This window comes from Aliarcobacter thereius LMG 24486, from assembly GCF_004214815.1.
GTDB classification, from domain to species: domain Bacteria; phylum Campylobacterota; class Campylobacteria; order Campylobacterales; family Arcobacteraceae; genus Aliarcobacter; species Aliarcobacter thereius.
In genome coordinates this window covers 738,678-760,320 of record NZ_CP035926.1, presented here as the reverse complement: position 1 = coordinate 760,320, position 21,643 = coordinate 738,678, and the positions used below count along the sequence as shown (strand labels likewise).

The 21,643-nt window shown below is 28.4% G+C and carries 6 protein-coding genes; 3 read left to right on the top strand and 3 right to left on the bottom strand.

Annotation, left to right across the window (positions count from 1 at the left end; genetic code table 11):
• The 3 genes from ATH_RS03945 to ATH_RS03930 all read right to left on the bottom strand — a co-directional run bounded on the left by ATH_RS03945 (nt 1) and on the right by ATH_RS03930 (nt 17,627).
• Complete coding sequence (locus ATH_RS03945; RefSeq protein ID WP_066390537.1) at nt 1–16,797, bottom strand: MBG domain-containing protein; 16,797 nt, start codon at nt 16,795–16,797, stop codon at nt 1–3.
• A 103-nt stretch (nt 16,798–16,900) separates the two neighbouring features.
• Nucleotides 16,901–17,182: a winged helix-turn-helix domain-containing protein gene (locus ATH_RS03940; protein WP_066390540.1), complete on the bottom strand. Its 282-nt coding sequence runs from the start codon at nt 17,180–17,182 to the stop codon at nt 16,901–16,903.
• Between the two features lie 181 nt (nt 17,183–17,363).
• A complete protein-coding gene (locus tag ATH_RS03930; RefSeq protein WP_066390543.1) occupies nt 17,364–17,627 on the bottom strand; it encodes a response regulator transcription factor in 264 nt (87 codons plus the stop codon).
• Nucleotides 17,628–17,763: 136 nt separating this feature from the next.
• Here ATH_RS03930 and ATH_RS03925 point away from each other — a divergent pair, with 136 nt between their 5' ends.
• The 3 genes from ATH_RS03925 (at nt 17,764) to ATH_RS03915 (ending at nt 21,618) form a co-directional block, all read left to right on the top strand.
• Entirely contained in the window at nt 17,764–19,110 is a 1,347-nt protein-coding gene (locus tag ATH_RS03925) for a sensor histidine kinase (protein ID WP_066390546.1), read from the top strand.
• A 78-nt stretch (nt 19,111–19,188) separates the two neighbouring features.
• Complete coding sequence (gene abc-f / locus ATH_RS03920; RefSeq protein WP_066183504.1) at nt 19,189–21,141, top strand: ribosomal protection-like ABC-F family protein; 1,953 nt, start codon at nt 19,189–19,191, stop codon at nt 21,139–21,141.
• Nucleotides 21,142–21,174: 33 nt separating this feature from the next.
• Nucleotides 21,175–21,618, top strand: a complete 444-nt coding sequence (locus ATH_RS03915; RefSeq protein WP_066183501.1) for a GatB/YqeY domain-containing protein — start codon at nt 21,175–21,177, stop codon at nt 21,616–21,618.
• The last annotated feature ends 25 nt before the right edge of the window (nt 21,619–21,643 follow it).

The following is a 21,643-nucleotide window of genomic DNA, read 5'->3' as shown; positions in this document are numbered from 1 at the left end:
TTATATTCTATTTCTTGAATCTAAAATATCTCTAATAGCTTCATTAATATCTTCATCTGGTTTTAATTCTAAATAAAACTCTTGATTTAAAGATAATGGAAGTTTTACTCCTCCATCTACTAAATCTATCTTACTATTTCTTCCAAGAGGAATTCTTATATCGTTTAAACCTTTTGATGATTTTTTTATAGTTTGTAAATCTACAACTACTGTTTCTACTCCTTCACTCATACTCATAAGTCTTGTAGATGATTTTTCTAAAGGCATATCAAAACTCATAGCTTTATTTTCAGTGGCACTTCCATTTTTTATACTTGAAATTATTGAATCCATCCATACTTCAATTTTATTCTCTATTTTTAGTAATCCACTTTCAAAGATTAAATTATAATTATGTGAAGATAAGTTTGAACTATCTATTGAAATTATATATTCCCCAACATTTATAGCATTAATAGCATTTCCTACATAGTGTATATTTCCATTTATAGCATCATAAATAGTATCATTTCCTTGTAGTCCTTTATAATTTACACTATATGAACCACTAAATACTTTTCCATCTCTATATTTTTCTTTATTGTCTGCTTTTATTACTAAATCAGCTTTTTCAATAGTTACATCTCCAGCACTTGAGTTTTTAATAATATAGTTTGCATTATCCACTCCAATAACTGTTAGTACTCCACTATATGTACCTACATTTTTATTATGATGTTGATATATAAAAGTATCTATATTATCATAAGCAGCTCCACCACCATTTGATAAAGTAACAGTAGCTCCACCACTTTGTGTAAATATTGTCCCTCCATTATAGATTGTATTAACACTTGAAACTACAACATCAAGTTCTGCAGGAGTTATTTTTAAAGTTCCATCTTCATAAATAATATTATAATTATTTGAGTTCAATCCACTCGTTTTAATAGTATATTCACCAACATTTATAGCAGTTTTACTATCTCCTATATAATTTAGATTTCCAGCTAAAACTAAATTTGTTTCTCCATTTACAAAACCATCATAACTTACACTATATCCACCATTGTAAATATCTTTTTTATACATCATAGTTTTATCATCAACACTTACTATTAAATCTTTTTTATTTATAGTAAATTTACCATCTTTAAATCTTACAAATTCATAATTAGGATTATCACTAACTCCATTTACTTTAATATCATAAATCCCCGCATCTTTAGCATTTACATTTCCATCATAAGATAAATTCCAACCACCTAAAGTATCATTTCCATATAGTCCAGTCCCAGCTTTTCCATCTACTTGGTAAACTACTCCTGCACTACTTGTTTGTCCCATTCCATTATAAATAGTTTGATCATTATTTACACTAACTGCTACTTTTGCTTTATCAATATTTAAATTTCCATCAATAAAAGATATAGTATAGTTGTTTGAACTAAGTCCAACAGGTGTAATAGTATATGTTCCAGCATTTATTGCATTTTGACTATCTCCAACAAAAGCTAAAGTTCCACCTAAATTATTTCTATTTTCTCCAGCAACAAAACCATTATAACTTACACTATATCCATTAGTATAAATAGAATTATCATAAGATTTATTTTTATTATCTGCTCTTATTGTAAGAGTTTTAGGAGTAATTACAAAATGCCCATCATTTGTTCCTATTATTTCATAGTTAGAATTTGAACTTACTCCATTTACACTTATAATATAAGATCCAGCATCTTTAACATATACATTTCCATCATAAGATAAACTCCAACCACCTAAACTATCATTTCCATATAGTCCAGTCCCAACTTTTCCATCTACTTTATAAATAACACCAGTAGATGAACTTTGATTTGTTCCACTATATACTTTGCTATCATCATTTGCACTAATTATAACTTTTGCTTTTTCAATAATTAAATTAGAATCTATATAAGATATATTGTAATTATTAGAACTATATCCACTTGGAGTTATAGTATATGTTCCACTATTTATTGCATTTTTACTATTTCCACCAAAATCTAAATTTCCATTTAATACACTTTGATTTTCATTTCCTACAAAACCACTATAAACTACACTATATCCACCAGTATAAATAGAATTATCATAAACTTTTGACTTATCTTCTGCACTAATAATTAAATCTGCTTTAGAAACATATAGTTCTCCATTTATATAAGTTATATTGTAGTTATCAGAATTTAAACCATTTGCAATTATTGTATATGTTCCAGCATTTAATGCACTAGTATCTCCATTAAATGTAAAGTTTAATAATGAGCTATCTATTGTAGTTTCATTATCATTTCCTTTAAATCCTGTATATGTTAAAGTAGAATTTGTAACATTATTACTATCATAAACTTTTGATTTATTATCTACTTTTACACTTAGTTCTGCTTTATTTACTATTAGTTTAGCATCTTTATTATAGATAAAATCATAATTATATGATTCTAATCCACTTGCATATATATTATATTCTCCTACATTTATAGCACCTTGACTATCTCCTGTAAACACAAGATTACTTTGGTTTATATTATTAATATTTTCTCCATTTACATAACCACTTACAACAATGCTACCTCCATAATAAGCATTTGCATCATACTCTTTATTATCATTTTGTACAGATACATTAAGCTTTGCTTTATCAATAACTAATGTTCCACCATAGAAATGAAGATTATAATTATCTGAGTACAATCCATCTACTTGAATATCATATATTCCAGCATTCTTTGCATAAGAGTTACCATTAAATGTGAAATTAATATCTCCTTGTAAATTAGAGAAGTTTTCTCCTACTACAAATCCATTTGCACTTAAACTATTGTTCCCATTTCCTTTATACTCTTGTCCTGTATAAATAAAATTATCATTATTTACTCTAATATCTAACTCTGCTTTATTTATTTTTAAAACTCCAGGAGCAAAATGTATTTCATAATCTCCTGAAAGCATTACACTTCCATTTGCATTTGGTGTAAATGTAGTACCAGTAGCATCCCAATCCCCCATAACAAATCCACTTGTTGCTTCAAGGTTTACTTCATACTCTCCTGCATTTTTCCAATTTGTTAACACTACTTGACCATTATCTTTTATTACAAATTTCATATTAAAGTTATTTAATTTTGTATTACTTGTATCATTGTTCAAATATTCACCTAAGCTTGTCCAACTGTCATTTTCTTGCCATCCAACTGCACTAAAATTATTTGGATTAGAAAAATCAATACTGAAAATATGATTTTCTCCATCATATACTTTTGTAACATCTGTTGCAGTAATTACCAATGGATTATTTCCAATTGCAAGAATTCCATCTACATAGTTTATATTATAGTTTTGATTTTCAAGCCCATCAATTTTAATTAAATAAACTCCAGCATTATTTGGTGCATTTGACTCTGTATATAGTTCATTACCTTTTACAATAAAATAAGATTTATTTGTTTCATCAAGAGTATCACTCCCTTTTAATCCTTCTACTTTATAACTATATCCACCATTATAAATAGCTCCATCATATTTCTTTGATTTACTATCTGCTGTTATTGTTAATTGAGCAGGAGTTATTTTTAAAGTACCATCTACATATACAAAATCATAATTACTTGCACTTATACCATTTGGACTTATATTATACTCTCCAACATTTATTGCATTTTGACTATTTCCAATAAAGTTTAAACCTGTTAATCCAGCTATTGTCTCATTTTCTCCATTTACAAAGCCACTATATTGAACACCATTTCCACCACTATATGTAGTTGCATCATACTCTTTTGTTTGACTATTTGCACTAACTATAACTTTTGCCTTATTTATAGTTAATGTTCCTTTTTGAGTATCAGATATAAATGTATAATTTAATGTATCTGCATGACTTACATCAATATCATAAGTCCCAGCATTTATTGCATTTGTAGCATCTCCTAAAAAACTTATATTTGTATTTAATCCCAAACCTGAAGCTGTTTCTGATCCTTGAAGTCCACTATATATTGCAGTAAATTTTCTATCATCATTTGTGTATGTTTTTCCATCATATGTTTTACTTGTATTATCAGCTTTTATAGTAACTACTGCTTTGTCTATAATTAAATTACCATCTTCATATATAAAATCATAATTTGCTGATGATAAATTATCAATAGATATTGTATAAGTTCCTGCATTTTTTGCACCTATTGCACTATTTTTATAAATAATTTCACTATCTATAACTCCAGCAATATTTGCATTTTCACCATTGACAAATCCACTTAATGTATATCCAGCTCCTCCAATATATCCTAAAGTATCATATGTTTTATTATCATCATTTGCCTTTGCTGTAAGTTGTGCTTTATTTATAGTTAAATTACCATCTTCAAATCTTATATTGTAGTTATCACTTGTATATCCACTAGGAGTTATTTTATAAGTCCCAGCATTTATTGCATTATTTAAACTATAAGAGATTAATCCATTTAGTATAGTTTCACTATCATTGCCTTTAAATCCATTAAAATCAACTCCATATCCATTTGTATAACTATTTCCACTATAAATTTCTACCCCATCTTTTGCTTTTACAATTAAATCTGCTTTACTTGTTTGTAAAGTTCCATTTTCATATATAAATTCATAGTTTTTTGAATTTATTCCTGATATTTCAATATCATAAATTCCAGAATTTATACTATTAAAAGAGTCTCCTCCATATACAAATCCTGAATTATCTATTCCAATAGTTTCTAAAGTATCACTTCCTAAAAGTTGATTGACATCTATTGTATATCCTGCACCACCTTTATATTGTGTCGCATCATAAACTCTACTATCATCATTTGCTTTTGCAATAATTTGTGCTTTGTTTGTAGTTAAATTCCCGTTTATATAGTTAAAATCATAATTTTCTGAACTCAATCCACCTATTGAAATAGTATAATTCCCTACATCTTTACTATTAAATGAATTTCCACTATATACAAGATTATCACTATCTACTATTACACCATTTGGATTTGATATATCATCTCCCACAAAACCACTTAATGTATATCCAGCTCCACCTAAATAAGCTTGTGCATCATAAGTTTTACTATCATCATTTGCTTTTGCTGTAAGTTGTGCTTTATTTATAGTTAATATTCCATCTTCATAAATAAAATCATAATTTATAGCATCTATTCCACTTGGAGTTATTGAATAAGTTCCAGCATTTTTTGCACCATGTAAATCAAATGTAAGTCCAGAAAGATCAATTAAAGAATTTGTTTCATCTTCACCATTTACAAATCCACTATAAGTAAGTCCTGTTTTATTTGTATCTTCATATTTATATTCTAAACCTTTATAGCCTACATTATCATTATTTGCTGTTACTACTACACTTACTTTATCAATATCTAAAACCCCAGTTTCATAAGAAATATCATAGTTTGAAGATGTATATCCTTTTGGTGAAATAGTATAAACTCCTGCATTTACAACATTTGTATCACTTCCTAAAAAATCAAAATCTAATACCCCAATTAATACACTCTTATCTTCATTCCCTACAAAACCATCATAACTTACGCTATGCTCTGTTGTATTTTTATGAGATTGTCCATTGTATTTTATATGATGGCTATCTGCTTTTACTATTAGATTTGCTTTGCTTACAATTAGTTCACCATTTTGATAATCAAAAATATAATTACCATTATTTGCTATAAGTCCACTTGGAGTTATAGTATAAGTTCCAGAATTGATTGCTTGATTACTAGAACCTGAATTATAATTAAGCCCTAAAACATTTAAAGAGTTTGCAAAAGTATCATCTCCAACAAACCCACTATAAGTAAGACCATTTCCTCCACTATATGCTAAAGAGTTATAAACTTTATTATCATCATTTGCTTTTACTATTAATGTAGCTGGTGTAATATTTAATACTCCATCTTGGAAAATTATATTATAGTTATCTGCTGTATATCCAGTAGCAGTAATTATATAATCTCCTACATTTTTAGCATTTTGACTATTTCCACCATAAATTAAATCACCTTTTATAATTCCAGTATATGTATCACTTCCTTGAAGACCATTAACATAAGAAACTCCATTCCCATCATGGAATAAAGAACCATCATAAGTCTTACTTAAGTCATCAGCTTTTACAGTTAAATCTGCTTTATTTATTTTTAATGAACCATCTAAAATTGTAATATCATAATTTGATAAGTTAAAATCACTATTTGTTGTAAAGAAAGATGAATCTAAATTTACACTATATAATCCAGCATTTTTTGGATCTACTATATTACTACCTTGTTTAAATGTAAAACTACCATTTCCTAGACTTATTAATTCATCTAAAAGTTCTTGGTTTAATGGATTTCCATGATTATATGTCAAGTCATTTTGTGCATCATAATTTTGATTTACTCCATTATAAGTTCTTTCTTCATTATTTACTTCAACTGTTAAATCTGCTTTATTGATAATAAGCATTCCTGGAGCAAAAAATACATCAACAATATTATTTCCACTACCATCTTGTTTTACATAGAAATTTCCATTATTTGGATCTACTACAAAATCTCCATTTGCATCATAATTTCCTCTAATTAATCCAGTAGATTTAAATCCTATTTCATATCCTACTATATTACCATTATCAAATTTTACATCTTTTGCACCAACAGCTTCTCCATCAAATTCCCAAGAGAAACTTAAATTTTCTCCTGTATTTGAATCATTAAAATTCATAGTATAATTATTAGCACCTGTATAATCTCCTCCTTGCTGCATTCCATTTGCATTAAAATGCTTTGCAACAAAATCAGAGACTGTATAGTATTTACCATTATATGAGACAACTTTATCTTGTGCTCTAAGAAGTACTGGATTTGGACTAATTATTAAATGTCCTGAAGTATAAGTAATATTATAGTTCTCAGAATTTACACCTTCTACTTCTACTAAATATCCTCCTGAATTAAAAGGCTTATTTCCATTTGAATCTTTATGTGCAGTATATTCTATACCGTGATTTGTAACTTTAAAGTGTTGATTTAAATCTGAATTAAATTGTAGTACAGATTTATCTTCACCATTTACAAATCCACTAGCTTTGAAAGAGTAATTATCTTTACCATCATATCCATCATATCCACCTCCTGTAACATATTGAAAAATCTTATCATCAGCAGATATAGTAAGGTTTGCTTTTTTAATAGTTAGTTGTGCATCATCATATACGATTAGATAATTCCCATTTGAACTTAATCCTCCTAAAGATATATCATAAGTTCCTGCATTTATACATCCACCTTTATCTTCACAATTTACTCCATAATTTGGATGTCCTGTATCTCCATTTTTTGTATAAGTATATGTTAAATCCCCACTTATTCCTGAAGTAGATAAATCTTCATTTCCAACAAAACCACTATAAATAGCATGTTCTTGAAGTTTATCATAAACTTTACCATCATATGTTTTTGAAGCATCATCTGCTCTTACATGAAGCTCTGCTGGATTTATTTTTAATTTTCCATCTACAAAACTAATATTATAATTTCCTATTGTAGAAGATAATCCACTAGGAGTTATAATATATTCTCCACTACCTACATCTTTTTGCCCTTGACTTGAACCACCATATACAAGTGTTCCACCTAAAATATCATTTCCATATAAACCGCTAGCAACTTTTCCTTCAACTTGATAATGAACTCCTGCTCCACCATTAAATGCAATTCCATCATATGTCTTTGTATAATCATTTGCAATTACTTCTACATTTACTGGAGTAACTTCATATGAACCATATGTATGATTTGCATTTGCTCTATGATCAACCATATATTCATCTGTATTTATAAATAATTTAATACCAGTTTTACTATCATTTACATTTATAATACTATCAATTTTATTTCCTAAACTATCTGTATACCAATAATCTGTTCCATAAATCCAATTTGATATTGTATTTGTATCAAAGTTACCATCTGTTGTTATAGTTAATTTACCAGCAAGAGTTAAATCCCAAGCTGTTGGTAAATAATCTGTTTTAGAATAGTTATCTGTTTTATCACTTAACTCATATTCAATTAAGTCTTTACCAAATCCAATAACCCAAATAGTGTTTTTACCATCTGTTGGAGTAGCTCCCTTGCAAAACTCTACACCACCTGTACAAGTCCATCTTAATTGAGGTAATAGTTTTACAGGTAAATTTTCATCAACTACAATATTCCACCCCATATCTTTAAAGAACTCTCCATTCCTCATCTCAAGAATAGTTTTTGAAATATTATTTGAATCCGTATTTAAACTCTCATTTCCTACTAAAAGATAATAACTTTTTACAGGTGCTTTTGTAGATTGTCCTACTAATCCTCTTGTTGTACCACTTACAACTCCTGTAACTTTTCCAGCTGAATAACTATTTCCTATATTAAATGTACCTAAAGCATATCCAACTAAACCTCCAACTTGTGCATTAGCGTTTACTGCTCCTAAAGAGTAAACATTTAAAATAGTTCCTCCATTTAATTGTCCTACAAAACCTCCAACCATATCTTTAGCACTTACATCACCTAAAGAGTAGCTAGAACTTATATTTCCACCACTTACAACTTGTCCAGCAAAACCACCAACCATATCTCCTGTTGCTTCAACTTTAGAGTTTGAACCAGAATTAGTAATTGGTTTATTTGTATATCCAACAACTCCACCTACTTGGTTTCTTCCTTTTACTGTATCACCATTGACAAAAACTCCATTCATTGAAGTTGCAGAAAACAAACCAACAATTCCACCTACATAATCTAAGCCTTCTACACTACTATTTATTAAACTAGAATTATTTATAACTCCAGTTCCTGTCATTGAACCAACTATTCCACCTATATTATTTCCATCCCCAAATACACTAATGTTATTTAAATTTGCATCTGTAATATTTAATCCACCTTCAGATAATCCGATTAATCCTCCAACATTTGCTAAGCCTTTTATTCCTGCTAAACTAACTTTATTATTATCTAACACCTTTGAACTATTTGTTCTAGCTTTACCGATAAGTCCACCAACTTGGCTTTGAGTACTTTCTAGTGTTTTTACATTGATATGATTATTACTTAATATTCCAGCACTATATAATCCAATAAGTCCACCTAAATTTTGACCATTAGATATAATTTCACTTGAAGGGTTTGAACTAGCACTCCCATCTGCTTCAAACTCTCCTATAAAACTATCTTTTATATTTACAGTTCCCATTGCAGTTCCTACTATACCACCTGCTCCATGGCTAGCATGATTAGCTCTTTGAAGTAAGTATCCACTAAATTTAATGTTTTCTATATTTAAAATAGCTCCACTATTTTCTTGATATGCTATAACTCCTCCAACTGGATAATTTGCACTTATTTCACCTACATTTATATCTATATTTTTAAATAGATGTGTTCCATTTGGTGTAAAGTCTCCTACAACTCCACCTGCTGTTGTTGTCCCTGACATTATCTCATCTACTTTTATAAAAGCACCATTTATATTAAATAAACCATTTCCATATCCAACCATACCAGCTGTATCTGTACCAAATGAATATATTTTTTTAGATATTATTTCACTATTTATTGCATTAAATATTGATGTATGTCCAGCAACTCCTCCTGCTCTTGTAGAAGCTTCTACTGAATTTACATAAACTTTTATTCCATTTGTTGTTAAATTATATTGAACATATCCAGCAACTCCTCCTGCATAAGAACCATTAGCTTTAATATTTGTTGTATTTAAAACATTATTTGAAGCATCTAAAGTTCCAACTTTTGTATTATTAATAGTTAAATAACCAACATTACCAAACAATCCACCAACATTTGAACCACCTGAAACAATACCTACAAAGCTTGAATTTTCAACTAAATATTTAGAAGTATGAGCAGCATCTCCTATAAAACCACCTGTTCCAATATTTGTATTTAAATTAGTTGATTTTACCTCTGTAAGTTTTATATCTGTATTTAATATCTTATTATTAATATTAGAACTTGTAGTATCTCCTATTAATCCACCAACTCGTTCACTAGCTTGAATTGTTCCACCTTTAATAGTTACTCTATCAATGTCAATAAGCCCATTTCCTACATATCCTACTAATCCTGCATTTCTATTACTTGTCCCTAAAATATCTAGAAATTCAATATTACTATTATGTACTTTTAAATTTCCATGATTTACCATACCTGCTAAACCTGATAAATGATATGTACCTGTAAGATTACTTGTAATTTTTACACTACTATTTATAACTTCTAAATTACCAACAGTTCCAAAGAAACCTGCTGAATAACTATTATTTCCTCTAATATCTCCTTCAAAGCTACTTTCTTCTACATTATAACTTCCACTTGCATTTCCTATAAAACCAGCTACATAAGCCCCACTTGCTGTAAGAGATAAATCTCCATTTACACTTACATTTTTTATTGAGTTATTTGCATTTGTACTAGAATCAACTGCTATAAGCCCTGCTACACTGTTATTTTTTGCTTCTATTTTATTAAAATTAACATTTATATTTTCTAGCTCTACAATATAGTTACCAGATTGCCAAGCAATAAGCCCAGCAGCAACTCTTCCATTTGATGCTAAGATATTGTCAAACTCTACATCTGTATTTGTGATTTTAATAGCACCTCCACTAGTTTTTCCTATTAAACCACCAACATTTGTTTCGCTAGACTCTGTTGCTATTATATTTCCATTTATTGTTACTTTTACACCATTTGCGGTAAATGCTCCTCTAATCTCTCCTATAAATCCACCAATATATCTATATCCACTAATAGAGTCAAAATTTACCTCTACATTGTTTGCAGTCAAAGCAGAACTAGTATAACCAATAGCACCTCCTACATAAGAGCTATTTCCACTATCTATTGTATAGTTTGAAGAACTATTTACACTAGCACTATCTATTGAACCATCAGCATTTTTTGTAATAATGAAATTTCCAGCATATACATTTGTAAGGTTTGTAATAGAATGTAAAGTACCTACTAAACCACCTATTTCAGCTTTTCCTTTGATACCACCCACGAAGCTAGAGTTAGATATATTTACAGCTATCGCCCCACTAGAGTTTCCTATTAAACCACCTACATAGTTTCCAGTTCCATGTACCAAGTTCACATTTGCATGAGAGTTAGCAATAGTTCTAGTCCCAACAGTATTGTTTGCATATCCAAGTAGTCCACCTACACCAGTACCACCATAAATAAGTGGAGCTGTAACACTAGCATTTTCTATACTATATCCAGTAGCTACACTCATATAACCAACTAATCCACCTACATTGTTTCCGCTATTTGCTCTTATTTGTGTAGTAGCAACTACATCAGAATTTTTGATAAACACCACAGCATTTGCATAACCAACCAGCCCACCTAGTCCATTACTTGCATTTGCAGTGGCTATTATTTCAGCTGTATTTACTCTAGCTCCAAAAGAACTACCACTTTCCATACCAATATGAGTAGTATTGTTTGCTCTTCCTACAAGTCCAGATACATCATAAGTTCCTTGAATTTTATTTATATTTACTGTTGTTTCATCTACTTTTAATGCACCTGCTACATATCCAGCAACTCCACCTACTCTATAAGAAGTTCCTGTAATATCTGCAAAATTTATCTCCACATCTTCTAAAGATAAAGTTCCATTTACATAACCAGCAACTCCACCCAAACCATAAGAACCTCTTATATAGTTTGATTTATCTGCTTTTCCAATTATTGTATTTTTTACAATTAAATTTCCAGAGCTACCAACAAGTCCACCAATATAGTATCCTGTACTAACACTTCCCTCATAAAGTGAATTTTCTATAAGAAGAGTTGAGTTATTGTGAATATTTGAAATAAAACCACCAATATAACCACTATTTGCCACTATACCATTTGTTAGTTTTACACTTGCATCTTTTATACTATTTGTTGCTTGTATATTTTCTTGACTTCTTCCTATTAAACCACTCAAAAAGTTAGAACCTTTGATTTGATTTATATTTACCTCTACATCTTCAATATTAAAAGCATAGTTTCCATACTGTCTTCCTATAAGCCCACCAATACTCCTAGCTCCACTATTTACACCATAAAAATCTCTAGCATTTATCACAACATTTGAAATAGCGGCACTTCCATTGTTCAACCAACCAACAAGCCCACCAACAAAAGAGTCATAATAGTAGGTATTTGTGTTAGAAGTTGTATAAACACTTGTAGTATAAATATCATTTTCTATATTTACTTGCACATCTTGTGCTACAAAACTTCCATCTACTTTTCCAGCTACTCCACCTACACTATGAGTTGCTATCAAACTTCCTTTTAGGTTTACTCCAGAGTTTGTAACACTCAAATTTCCAACAATCCCAAACATTCCACCTATATATGTACCAACAGTAGGGAAAGTAAATGAGTAGTTTTCGCTGTTTTTTGTAGCACTTGTGATACTGTTTGTAGAGCTATCTATAACAAAAGTATAGTTTCCAACCCAAGCGTTGTTTACTTCATAAGTACCTGTTGTGTATCCATAACCTACTAATCCACCTGTATATCCCCTTCTTGATACAATATCTCCTTTGTAGTAAACAGAGTCTATGATTGTCTTAGAACTTGCGTTATTTCCACCTCGTCCTATAAGCCCACCTATATTAAACCCCTCTAATCTTGAGTTTACATAGGCATTTGTTATTGAGTTGTTTGCATTTGTGCTATTTGTTGTACCTATTAATCCACCTATATTTGCATAGCCTTTGATACCTATTGTTCCAGTAGTTGTTACTTCTACATCACTTATAATATATTGATTTGTGCTATTTTGGTAACCAACCAAACCACCTATAAATTGAACCGAAGCATGGCTGTTGTAGATATTTTGGGCTGTTACTTTGGCATTTTTTATAATCAAAGTATTATTTACTTGTCCTACAAGTCCACCTACTGCTCCATTGTTACTTGTATGACTAGTACCTAAAATATTGTTTGCAACGGTTACTTTTATGCCATCTATTGAAGTAGCCCCAGTAACCACACCAGCTACACCACCTACATAATAAGTACCTTGAATTTGATTTGCTCTTACTTCATTTGCACCTGCAAGAGTTAATCCACCATTCCCTACTCCTCCAGCAAAACCACCTACATAAGAAGAACTACCTAAAATAGTGTCAATTGTTACTTTTGTATCACTTATATTTGCACCAACAACATAACCAAAAAGTCCACCCAAATAGCTTGAACCTCTGATAGTTCCTACAAGCACTTCACTGTTTTGTACTTCATAAATTGAGTTTGCATAACCAATTAAACCACCTACATAAGAAGCATTGTTTGCATTATTTCCTATAAATCCAGCTGTTGGATTTAGTAGCACTTTTGTATTTTTTATAGTTCCAGCACCACTACTTGAATCATGACCTATCAATCCACCTATATAATTACTCGCATTTGTTTTGATTGAGTGAGCTTTTACTATTACATTTTCAATATTTACAGTACCACTTCCTTGTAAATACCCTATCAAACCACCTACATAGCTTGTAGTTCCATCTACTAAATTTTCATCATCAGGTTCAGGATTTGGATTTGGGTTTGGATTTGGATCAAGTTCAACTTCAGCTTCTAAAGCTTGATTACCCAAATCAACTTGAGTATTTTTTATACTTACATTTCCACCAGCAATTTGCCCAAAAAGTCCACCTAGATATTGTCCACCTTTTAAATCATTTCGCAAAGTTAGGTTTACATTTTCTACTTTTACATTACCAATATTTCTATATTTATATCCAACTAACCCTGCTACATGCTGATGATTTCCAATAGAATAGATTCTATTTATATCTATATTTGTATCACTTATTTCAAAATTATCCCACACTAATCCAGAAATTCCACCTACTCTTCCTACACTATTATTTAATCCATGGATATCTGTTTTAACATAAATATATCCTAATTTATTAGATAAATTTTCAGTACTTGTTTCTATTCCTTTTTTAACATACAAAGAAGTATTTGCTGCTGTTTCTCCGACTAAACCTCCAACACTTCTTAATCCATATATAGTATCAACAGATAAATAAGCACCATTAATAGAAGTATCATTATTTGCCCACCCTATATATCCACCTACTCCATAATTATTTGAATATATTTTTGAATTAATATTTAAAGATTTTATTGGCTTCCCTAATGCATCAAACTGTAATCTATTATTACTATCTAGTTCAAAATCTCCAAACCAAGAGTTATTTATATTTGTTATATTACTATATCCTATAAGTCCTCCAGTTCCAATTCCAGTAGATGATATAACTCCTTGTGCACTTGAATTACTAATAGTAAGAGTTCCTATAGAATGTCCTATTAATCCACCAACATTATTTGTTCCACTTACATTTGGAGAAATAGTAGTGCCTATATTTTGAGGTAAATAATGATTATCTTCAAAATTAGTTCCTCCACTAACAAATCCTGCAAATCCTCCAACAGAAGTGTTATATCCTTTTACATTACCTCTAGATATGTTACCTTTAAGAACAGAGTTATTATCTACATAACCAGCAAACCCTCCTATCCAATAAGCTGCTGTATTATTTCCACCTTCTACATTTGCACTAGATGATGAGTTTGTAATAGTTCCTCCATTCAAATACCCAACAAAACCTCCAATATCTCTACCACTTTTTATATTTGTAATATAAACATGACTATTATCTATTAAAGTTCCAGAAGATATAGTTGATATAAATCCAGCTCCTCTAGGTTCACTATTCCCAGCATAAGCTTTATCAATAGTCTCTACTATATTTCCATTTACCTTAGAATTATGTATTTGTGCTGTTCCATATAAAGCAGATGCAAATCCTCCAGCTGACTTATAGGCACTTACATCAGACCAAGTATAAGTATCATAGATTCTAGAGTTACCATATATTTTACTAGCTATTCCTCCTGCATTACTTCCTGTTGCATCAACTCTACCTGATTTAAAACTATGTATTATTTGTGCATTATCATAGATATTAGCTACTAATCCTCCAACATCATTTGTTCCCTTAATACTTCCACTTGCATAAACATTATCTAACTTTCCATTACCATATAAATGTCCAGCATAGAATCCAATATTTGAACTATTTCCTGAAATAGTCCCATTTAATCCCATATTAGTAATTTTCCCACCATTTATATTTTGAAAAAGCCCTTGAGTTGTACTTCCTAAACCAGTTATAAGGTGTCCAAATCCTTCAATACTTCCTGTAAGAGTTCCTAGATTTATCCATCCTGTACTTAATACAATATCATTTGCAAGATAATATTTTCCACTTGCATTTATTAATGCTTTAAATTCTGCAGAATTTGTAATAGCTGTATATGTTTCTCCATTTATTTTTACCCCTCCACTTCCTGAGAAATTAATTTTTCCAGCAAAACCTTCTCCACCATTATTTCTTGTTCCATCTAAAGGATCAAATCTACCATTTTTATCAGCATTCATTTGAGTATAAAACTTACCATTTACAGCATTATATTTTAAAGATAATCCAGCAGTTCCACTACCATTTAAAACTGAATTAATATATATACTATTTAAAGCATCTAATTCTAAATTACTTTGTGTCCAAGAAAATCCTTGATTTACATATATATTATTTGTAGCTTGTATTGTAATATCTGTACCACTATTTAATGCATTTGCAATAATACTTGCTCCAACACTACTCCCACCTAAAGCACCTGTTCCATTATCAATAGTTACATCAACGGGATCTATAAGCCATTTTTTTGCTTTAATAGTTGCACCATTTTCTATATTTAATGTTTTTCCACTTGTTTCCACAAAATCAGCTTTTAAAATAGCACTATTTTTAATATTAGTTTTTAAATCATTTATAGAACCAGCAAAAATTTGTGTAGCATCAATAGTTCCATCTACATTTATATTATCTCCAGCTAATAATACTTTTCCTTTATCTTGTTCTATACTTTTAGCTTCAATAATTCCATCATTGTTTGTAACACCTTTTATTATCTCATCTAAAGCTTTTGAAGTTAGATATACATTCGAACCATCTGCTTGTATTAATCCTTTATTTGATACAAGTGAGTTATATGTACCTTTATCTATAGTTAAATTTGTAAGAGAGTTTCCATTTAGATTTAAAGTAAATCTATCTCCACTTGCTAAAACTACACTTCCTAGTTTTGCAGCAATCACACCTTCATTTATTACATTTTGTCCTAAAAGTGCAACTAAAGAGCTATCAGCAGATATAATTTTACCTTGATTTAATATTCCACTACTAGAAGAACCTTCAAAAACATAATTCCCACTTAAAAAGTTTTCATTTGTTATATCTCTTGTTGAAGCAACTAATCCACCTACATTTATAACAGCATCTTTTGAAAAAACCACTCCATTTGGATTTACTAAAAAGACTTTTCCATTTGAGTTAATAGCTCCATCTATAAATGATTTATCAAATCCGACAACCCTATTTAATATACTTGAATTTATATTTGGTTGATTAAAATTTACTACTTCATTTTTACCTACACTAAAACTTTGCCAATTTACAATTGCTTTATTTGTAGTTTGATTAACATTTGTAATATTTCCTATTTGATTTATATTTACATTACCAGAAACTACATTTGCCCCTTGTGGTGCAGCATATAAAGTAGATATATTTATAATTAAAAATAAAATTATAATATATATTTTTTTCTTCATTATCTCTCCCCTCTATATTTATATTCTTAAATATTATAAATTTAGAGAAGATTCTAACAATGAAAAGTCTTATTAAGGTCTCAATTTTATAATTATTTCATAATTATCTATCTATTTGTAAAAGTATCCCCAATCCTCTTACTGTTTTAATAATATCAATTGTAAGTTTTTTTCTAAGTCTAAGTAGTAAATTTTTCAAGCTTGAGTCTGTCATAATAGAATCTGAAAAAACACTATTTTCAATAACTTCAAAAGATACCAAATTATTTCTATTTTCAAGTAGCAACTCAAATAATAAAGTCTCATTTTGAGTCAAAGCTTTCTCTTTTTTATTATTAAAAATAAACTTCTTGTTTATATAATCATAAACAATTTCTTCTGTCAAATTAAACTCTTCTATATTATTAGTACTTTTTATTCTAATTATTGATTCATCAATAACATTTATTAAATTATTCTTAGTAATTTCAAAAGGTTTAACAATATATCTAACTAAATTTAAAGGTATTGCTTCTAATAAGCTTTTTTTATCACTTTGTGCAGTTATTATTATAATAGGTATTTTATTATCTTTTTTTCTTATCTCTTTTTCTTATCTCTTTTATTAAATCAATTCCTGTTAATTTTGGCATACTTATATCCGTAATTATAATATCAACTATTTTTTTATTATATATTTCTAAAGCATCTATCCCATCTGATGCTAAATAAATATTTTCAAATTTATCTTTAATAAAATAAACAACTTTATCTCTTAATTCTAAATCATCTTCTGCATATAATAAATTTAATTTCTTATTTTTAAGTAATTCTGTTCCTTGTTTAAACATTTATTTCCCTTGATAATATTTATCCATTTTTTAAAAAGAGTATCTAACTAAAGTCTCAATAAAGTCTCAATTTTATTTATTTTATAATAAATTTTAAATAATAATTAATTAAGTAAAAAAATATATAATTCTTACTATGAAAAAAATATGGAAAAATCTTATTACATCAAACTATGCTTTTATAGGTAATTCTAATAATCAAAGAAGAGGTATTATTTTAAATATTACTCTTTTAATCATGATTATTTTATTTTTACCTTTATCAATCTATAATTTCTTTAATAGAGATATAGTTACATATGCTATTATAGAATTTTCAACAAGTATTTTATTGATTTGTATCATATTTTATATAAGATATTCAAAAAACTTAACTATTGCTTCAAATATTGTTGCAGCAATTGTAATATTAAATATTACATCTTATATTTATACAGAAAATGGTCAAAATAATAGTTTTATTTGGATTTCTTCTTTCATAGCTTTTATTTTTTATTTAAAAGGTTTAAAAAAAGGATTATTTATCTCATTTATTTTTGCTATTTGTTTATTTTTATTTATGTTTAGTTTAATATTAAATAGTGATAGTTATTTTAATATTGTCTCTTTTATAAATGTTGGAACATCTTTTTTTGTATTTTTAGGAATACTTTTTTTCTATCATTATTTACTTGATGTTGCAGAAAAAAAGCTTTTAAAACTAAATAAAAACTTATCAAAAAGAGTCAAAATAGAGTTAGAAAAAAAAGAAAAACAAAATATACTTTTAATACAAAAATCAAAACTAGAAGAATTGGGAGAAACTTTTGCCATGCTTACACATCAATGGCAGCAACCTCTTTCTATAATATTTTTAGAAACAAATATTTTATTAGATAAATTAGAGAATTCTGAAAACATTCCTAATGAAAATAAAAAAGATATAGAAATCATTTTAAATAATATTTCTAATAAAACAAAATTTATGTTTGAAACTTTAAATGATTTTAATAGTTTTTTATCTCCTTATAGTCAAGAAAATACTTTTTCTCCTTACTCTTCAATTAAAAAAATGTGTTCCTTTATAGAACCTTCATTTATTATAAAAAATATAAAAATAATCTTTTCTCAAGAATCAAATAAAAACTCTTTAGTATTTGGAAAAGAGAATGAATTTAAGCAAGTAATTCTAAATATCTTAACAAATGCTGCTCAAAGTATAGAAGAAAAACAAAAAAACAATAAAGATTTTATTGGTAATATTTTTATTGATATAAAAAAAGAAGAAAATATATTAATAATTTCAATAAAAGATAATGGTATTGGAGTTTTAATAGACAACTACTTTGAACCATATATTACATCAAAAAAAGATTGTACAGGAATTGGTCTTTATTTGGGTAAATTAATTATAAATAAAATGAATGGGAAAATAGATTTAAAGAATCATGAAAATGGATGTGAAGTTGTTATAGAACTTAGTATTGTATATAATCACCAATAAACTATTAATATAAAGAAAAGCCATATATAACACAATTTTAGATAAAATGTGATTTTTAAAAATTAAAGGTTTTTTTATATGGCATTAATCGACTTACAAAACATCTCAAAACAATATGATATTAAAGTTATTTTAAAAGATGCAAACTTCACTCTTCAACAAGGGCAAAGAGTTGCAGTGATTGGACAAAATGGACAAGGAAAATCAACACTTTTTAAAATAATTATGAAATCAGTAGAGCCAGATAGTGGGGAGATGGCTATTGATAAAAGTATAAAAATAGAGATGCTAGACCAGCAACCAAAGTTTGAAGCAAACTTAAATGTACGAAATGCAATTGAAAACCAACTTGTAGAGTTAAAAGAAGCAAAATCAGAATATGAAAAAATAACAAATCGTTTAGTAACAGAGTACGAAAATGAAGATTTACTAAGAAAACAAAGTGAACTCTCATCTTTTTTAGATTTCCATAATGCTTGGGATTTAGAGAATATGATTGAAAGGGTTTTAGAAGAGTTTCAATTAAAACAATATGAATTTAAAGATGTAAATCTTCTAAGTGGTGGAGAGCAAAGAAGAGTTAGCTTAGCTGGTTTAATCCTAAAAAAACCTGATGTTTTACTTCTTGATGAACCTACGAATCATTTAGATGTTTATATGGTTGAGTTTTTAGAAGAGCTACTTTTGAAAAATAACTTTACTCTACTTTTCATATCTCACGATAGATATTTTATTGATAATATTGCAACAAGTGTTATTGAAGTTGATGGTGGAGAACTTAGAAAATTCAATGGTGGTTATTCATCTTATCTTGAACAAAAATCTCAAATATTATCGAATATGCAAAAAGAGCATGAAAATCTTTTAAGACTTGTAAAGCAAGAAGCACATTGGATGCAACACGGAGTTACAGCCAGAAGAAAAAGAAATGAAAGAAGGAAATCAGAATATTTTGATTTAAAACAAAAAGCAAAATCAAATCCAGCAGCTATTAAAAAAATGAGTTTAGAACTTCAAAGAGAACAAAAATCATTTAATAGTGATGATAAACAACAAAATAGAAAAAAAATGCTTTATGAGCTTGATAATGTTTACAAATCTTTAGGAGAAAAAAATCTAATCAAAGATTTTACAACTAGAATTTTACAAAAAGATACTATTGCAATTGTTGGTCCAAACGGAAGTGGAAAATCAACTCTTCTAAAAATATTTATGGAAAAATTAAAAATTGATAAAGGAAGCTTTAAAAAAGGCGATTTTGAAATAGGATATTTTGATCAACAGCGAGAAATGCTTGATGAAGATAAAACAATCATAGAAATATTTTGTCCAAATGGTGGAGATAGAGTAATTTTAGATGATGGAAGAAATATGCATGTTTATGGATATTTAAAAAACTTTTTATTTCCAAAAGAGTATTTAGATAAAAAAGTTGGTGTTTTAAGTGGTGGAGAGAAAAACAGAGTTGCTCTTGCTCTTCTTTTTACAAAAAGAGTTGATTGTATGATTCTTGATGAGCCTACAAACGATTTAGATATTCCTACAATAAATATTTTAGAAGAGTACTTACAAAACTTTCAAGGAGCTTTAATATTTGTATCTCATGATAGATATTTTGTAGATAAAATTGCAAAAAAACTTTTTGTATTTACTGGAAATGGTTATATTATGGAGAGTTTCCAAGCATATAGTGAATATTTACAAATTGAAAAAGAAATAAAAGAACTTGATAATTTAGAACTGGAGATCCAAAAAGAGAAGAGTGTTTCTATTTCAAATAAAAAAGAACCTAAAAAACAGACAAAACTATCTTTTAATGAACAAAGAGCTTATGATAATTTACCTAAAGAGATAGAAGAACTTGAAAATAAAATTGAAGAGTTAAATAAGTTCTTAGCAGATCCAAAATACTATGAAGAGATGGGAATAATAACTCTTTCAAATGAGCTTGAAGAGCTAAAAATAGTTTATGAAGAAAAGGTAGAACAGTTTTTAGAACTAGAAGAGAAAATTGAAAACTTTAATTCATAAAATATTATAATTTATTAATAAAAAGGAGCAAAAATGAGTTTAAAAGAAAAACTAAGTGAAGATTTAAAACAAGCAATGAGAGATAAAGAAGTAGTCAAAAGAGACTCTATTAGAGCTATTAATACTATGATAAAACAAATTGAAGTAGATGAAAGAAGAGTTTTAGATGATGCTGAAGTAATAAAACTTGTTCAAAGAGGAATTAAACAAAGAGAAGAAGCTATTTCTCAGTATAGTGCTGCAAGAAGAGATGATTTAGTAGAAAAAGAGCAAAGCCAAATTGATATATTTATTCAATATTTACCAAAGCAACTAAGTGATGAAGAGCTTGAATCTGGTATGAAAAAAATTATTGCAGAAGTAAATGCATCTAGCCTAAAAGACATGGGAAAAGTTATGGGAAGTGCATCAAAAGTATTTGCAGGTGTTGCAGTTGGTAAAAGAATTAATGAAATGGTTAAAAAATTATTGGCTTAAATATAATTTAAGATTTTTTTCTAAA

Bases quoted from the DNA above. Each gene is read 5' to 3' on its own strand.
- ATH_RS03945 (WP_066390537.1), bottom strand. From the start codon at position 16,797: ATGAAGAAAAAAATATATATTATAATTTTATTTTTAATTATAAATATA.
- ATH_RS03930 (WP_066390543.1), bottom strand. From the start codon at position 17,627: ATGTTTAAACAAGGAACAGAATTACTTAAAAATAAGAAATTAAATTTA.
- ATH_RS03925 (WP_066390546.1), top strand. From the start codon at position 17,764: ATGAAAAAAATATGGAAAAATCTTATTACATCAAACTATGCTTTTATA.
- abc-f (WP_066183504.1), top strand. From the start codon at position 19,189: ATGGCATTAATCGACTTACAAAACATCTCAAAACAATATGATATTAAA.
- ATH_RS03915 (WP_066183501.1), top strand. From the start codon at position 21,175: ATGAGTTTAAAAGAAAAACTAAGTGAAGATTTAAAACAAGCAATGAGA.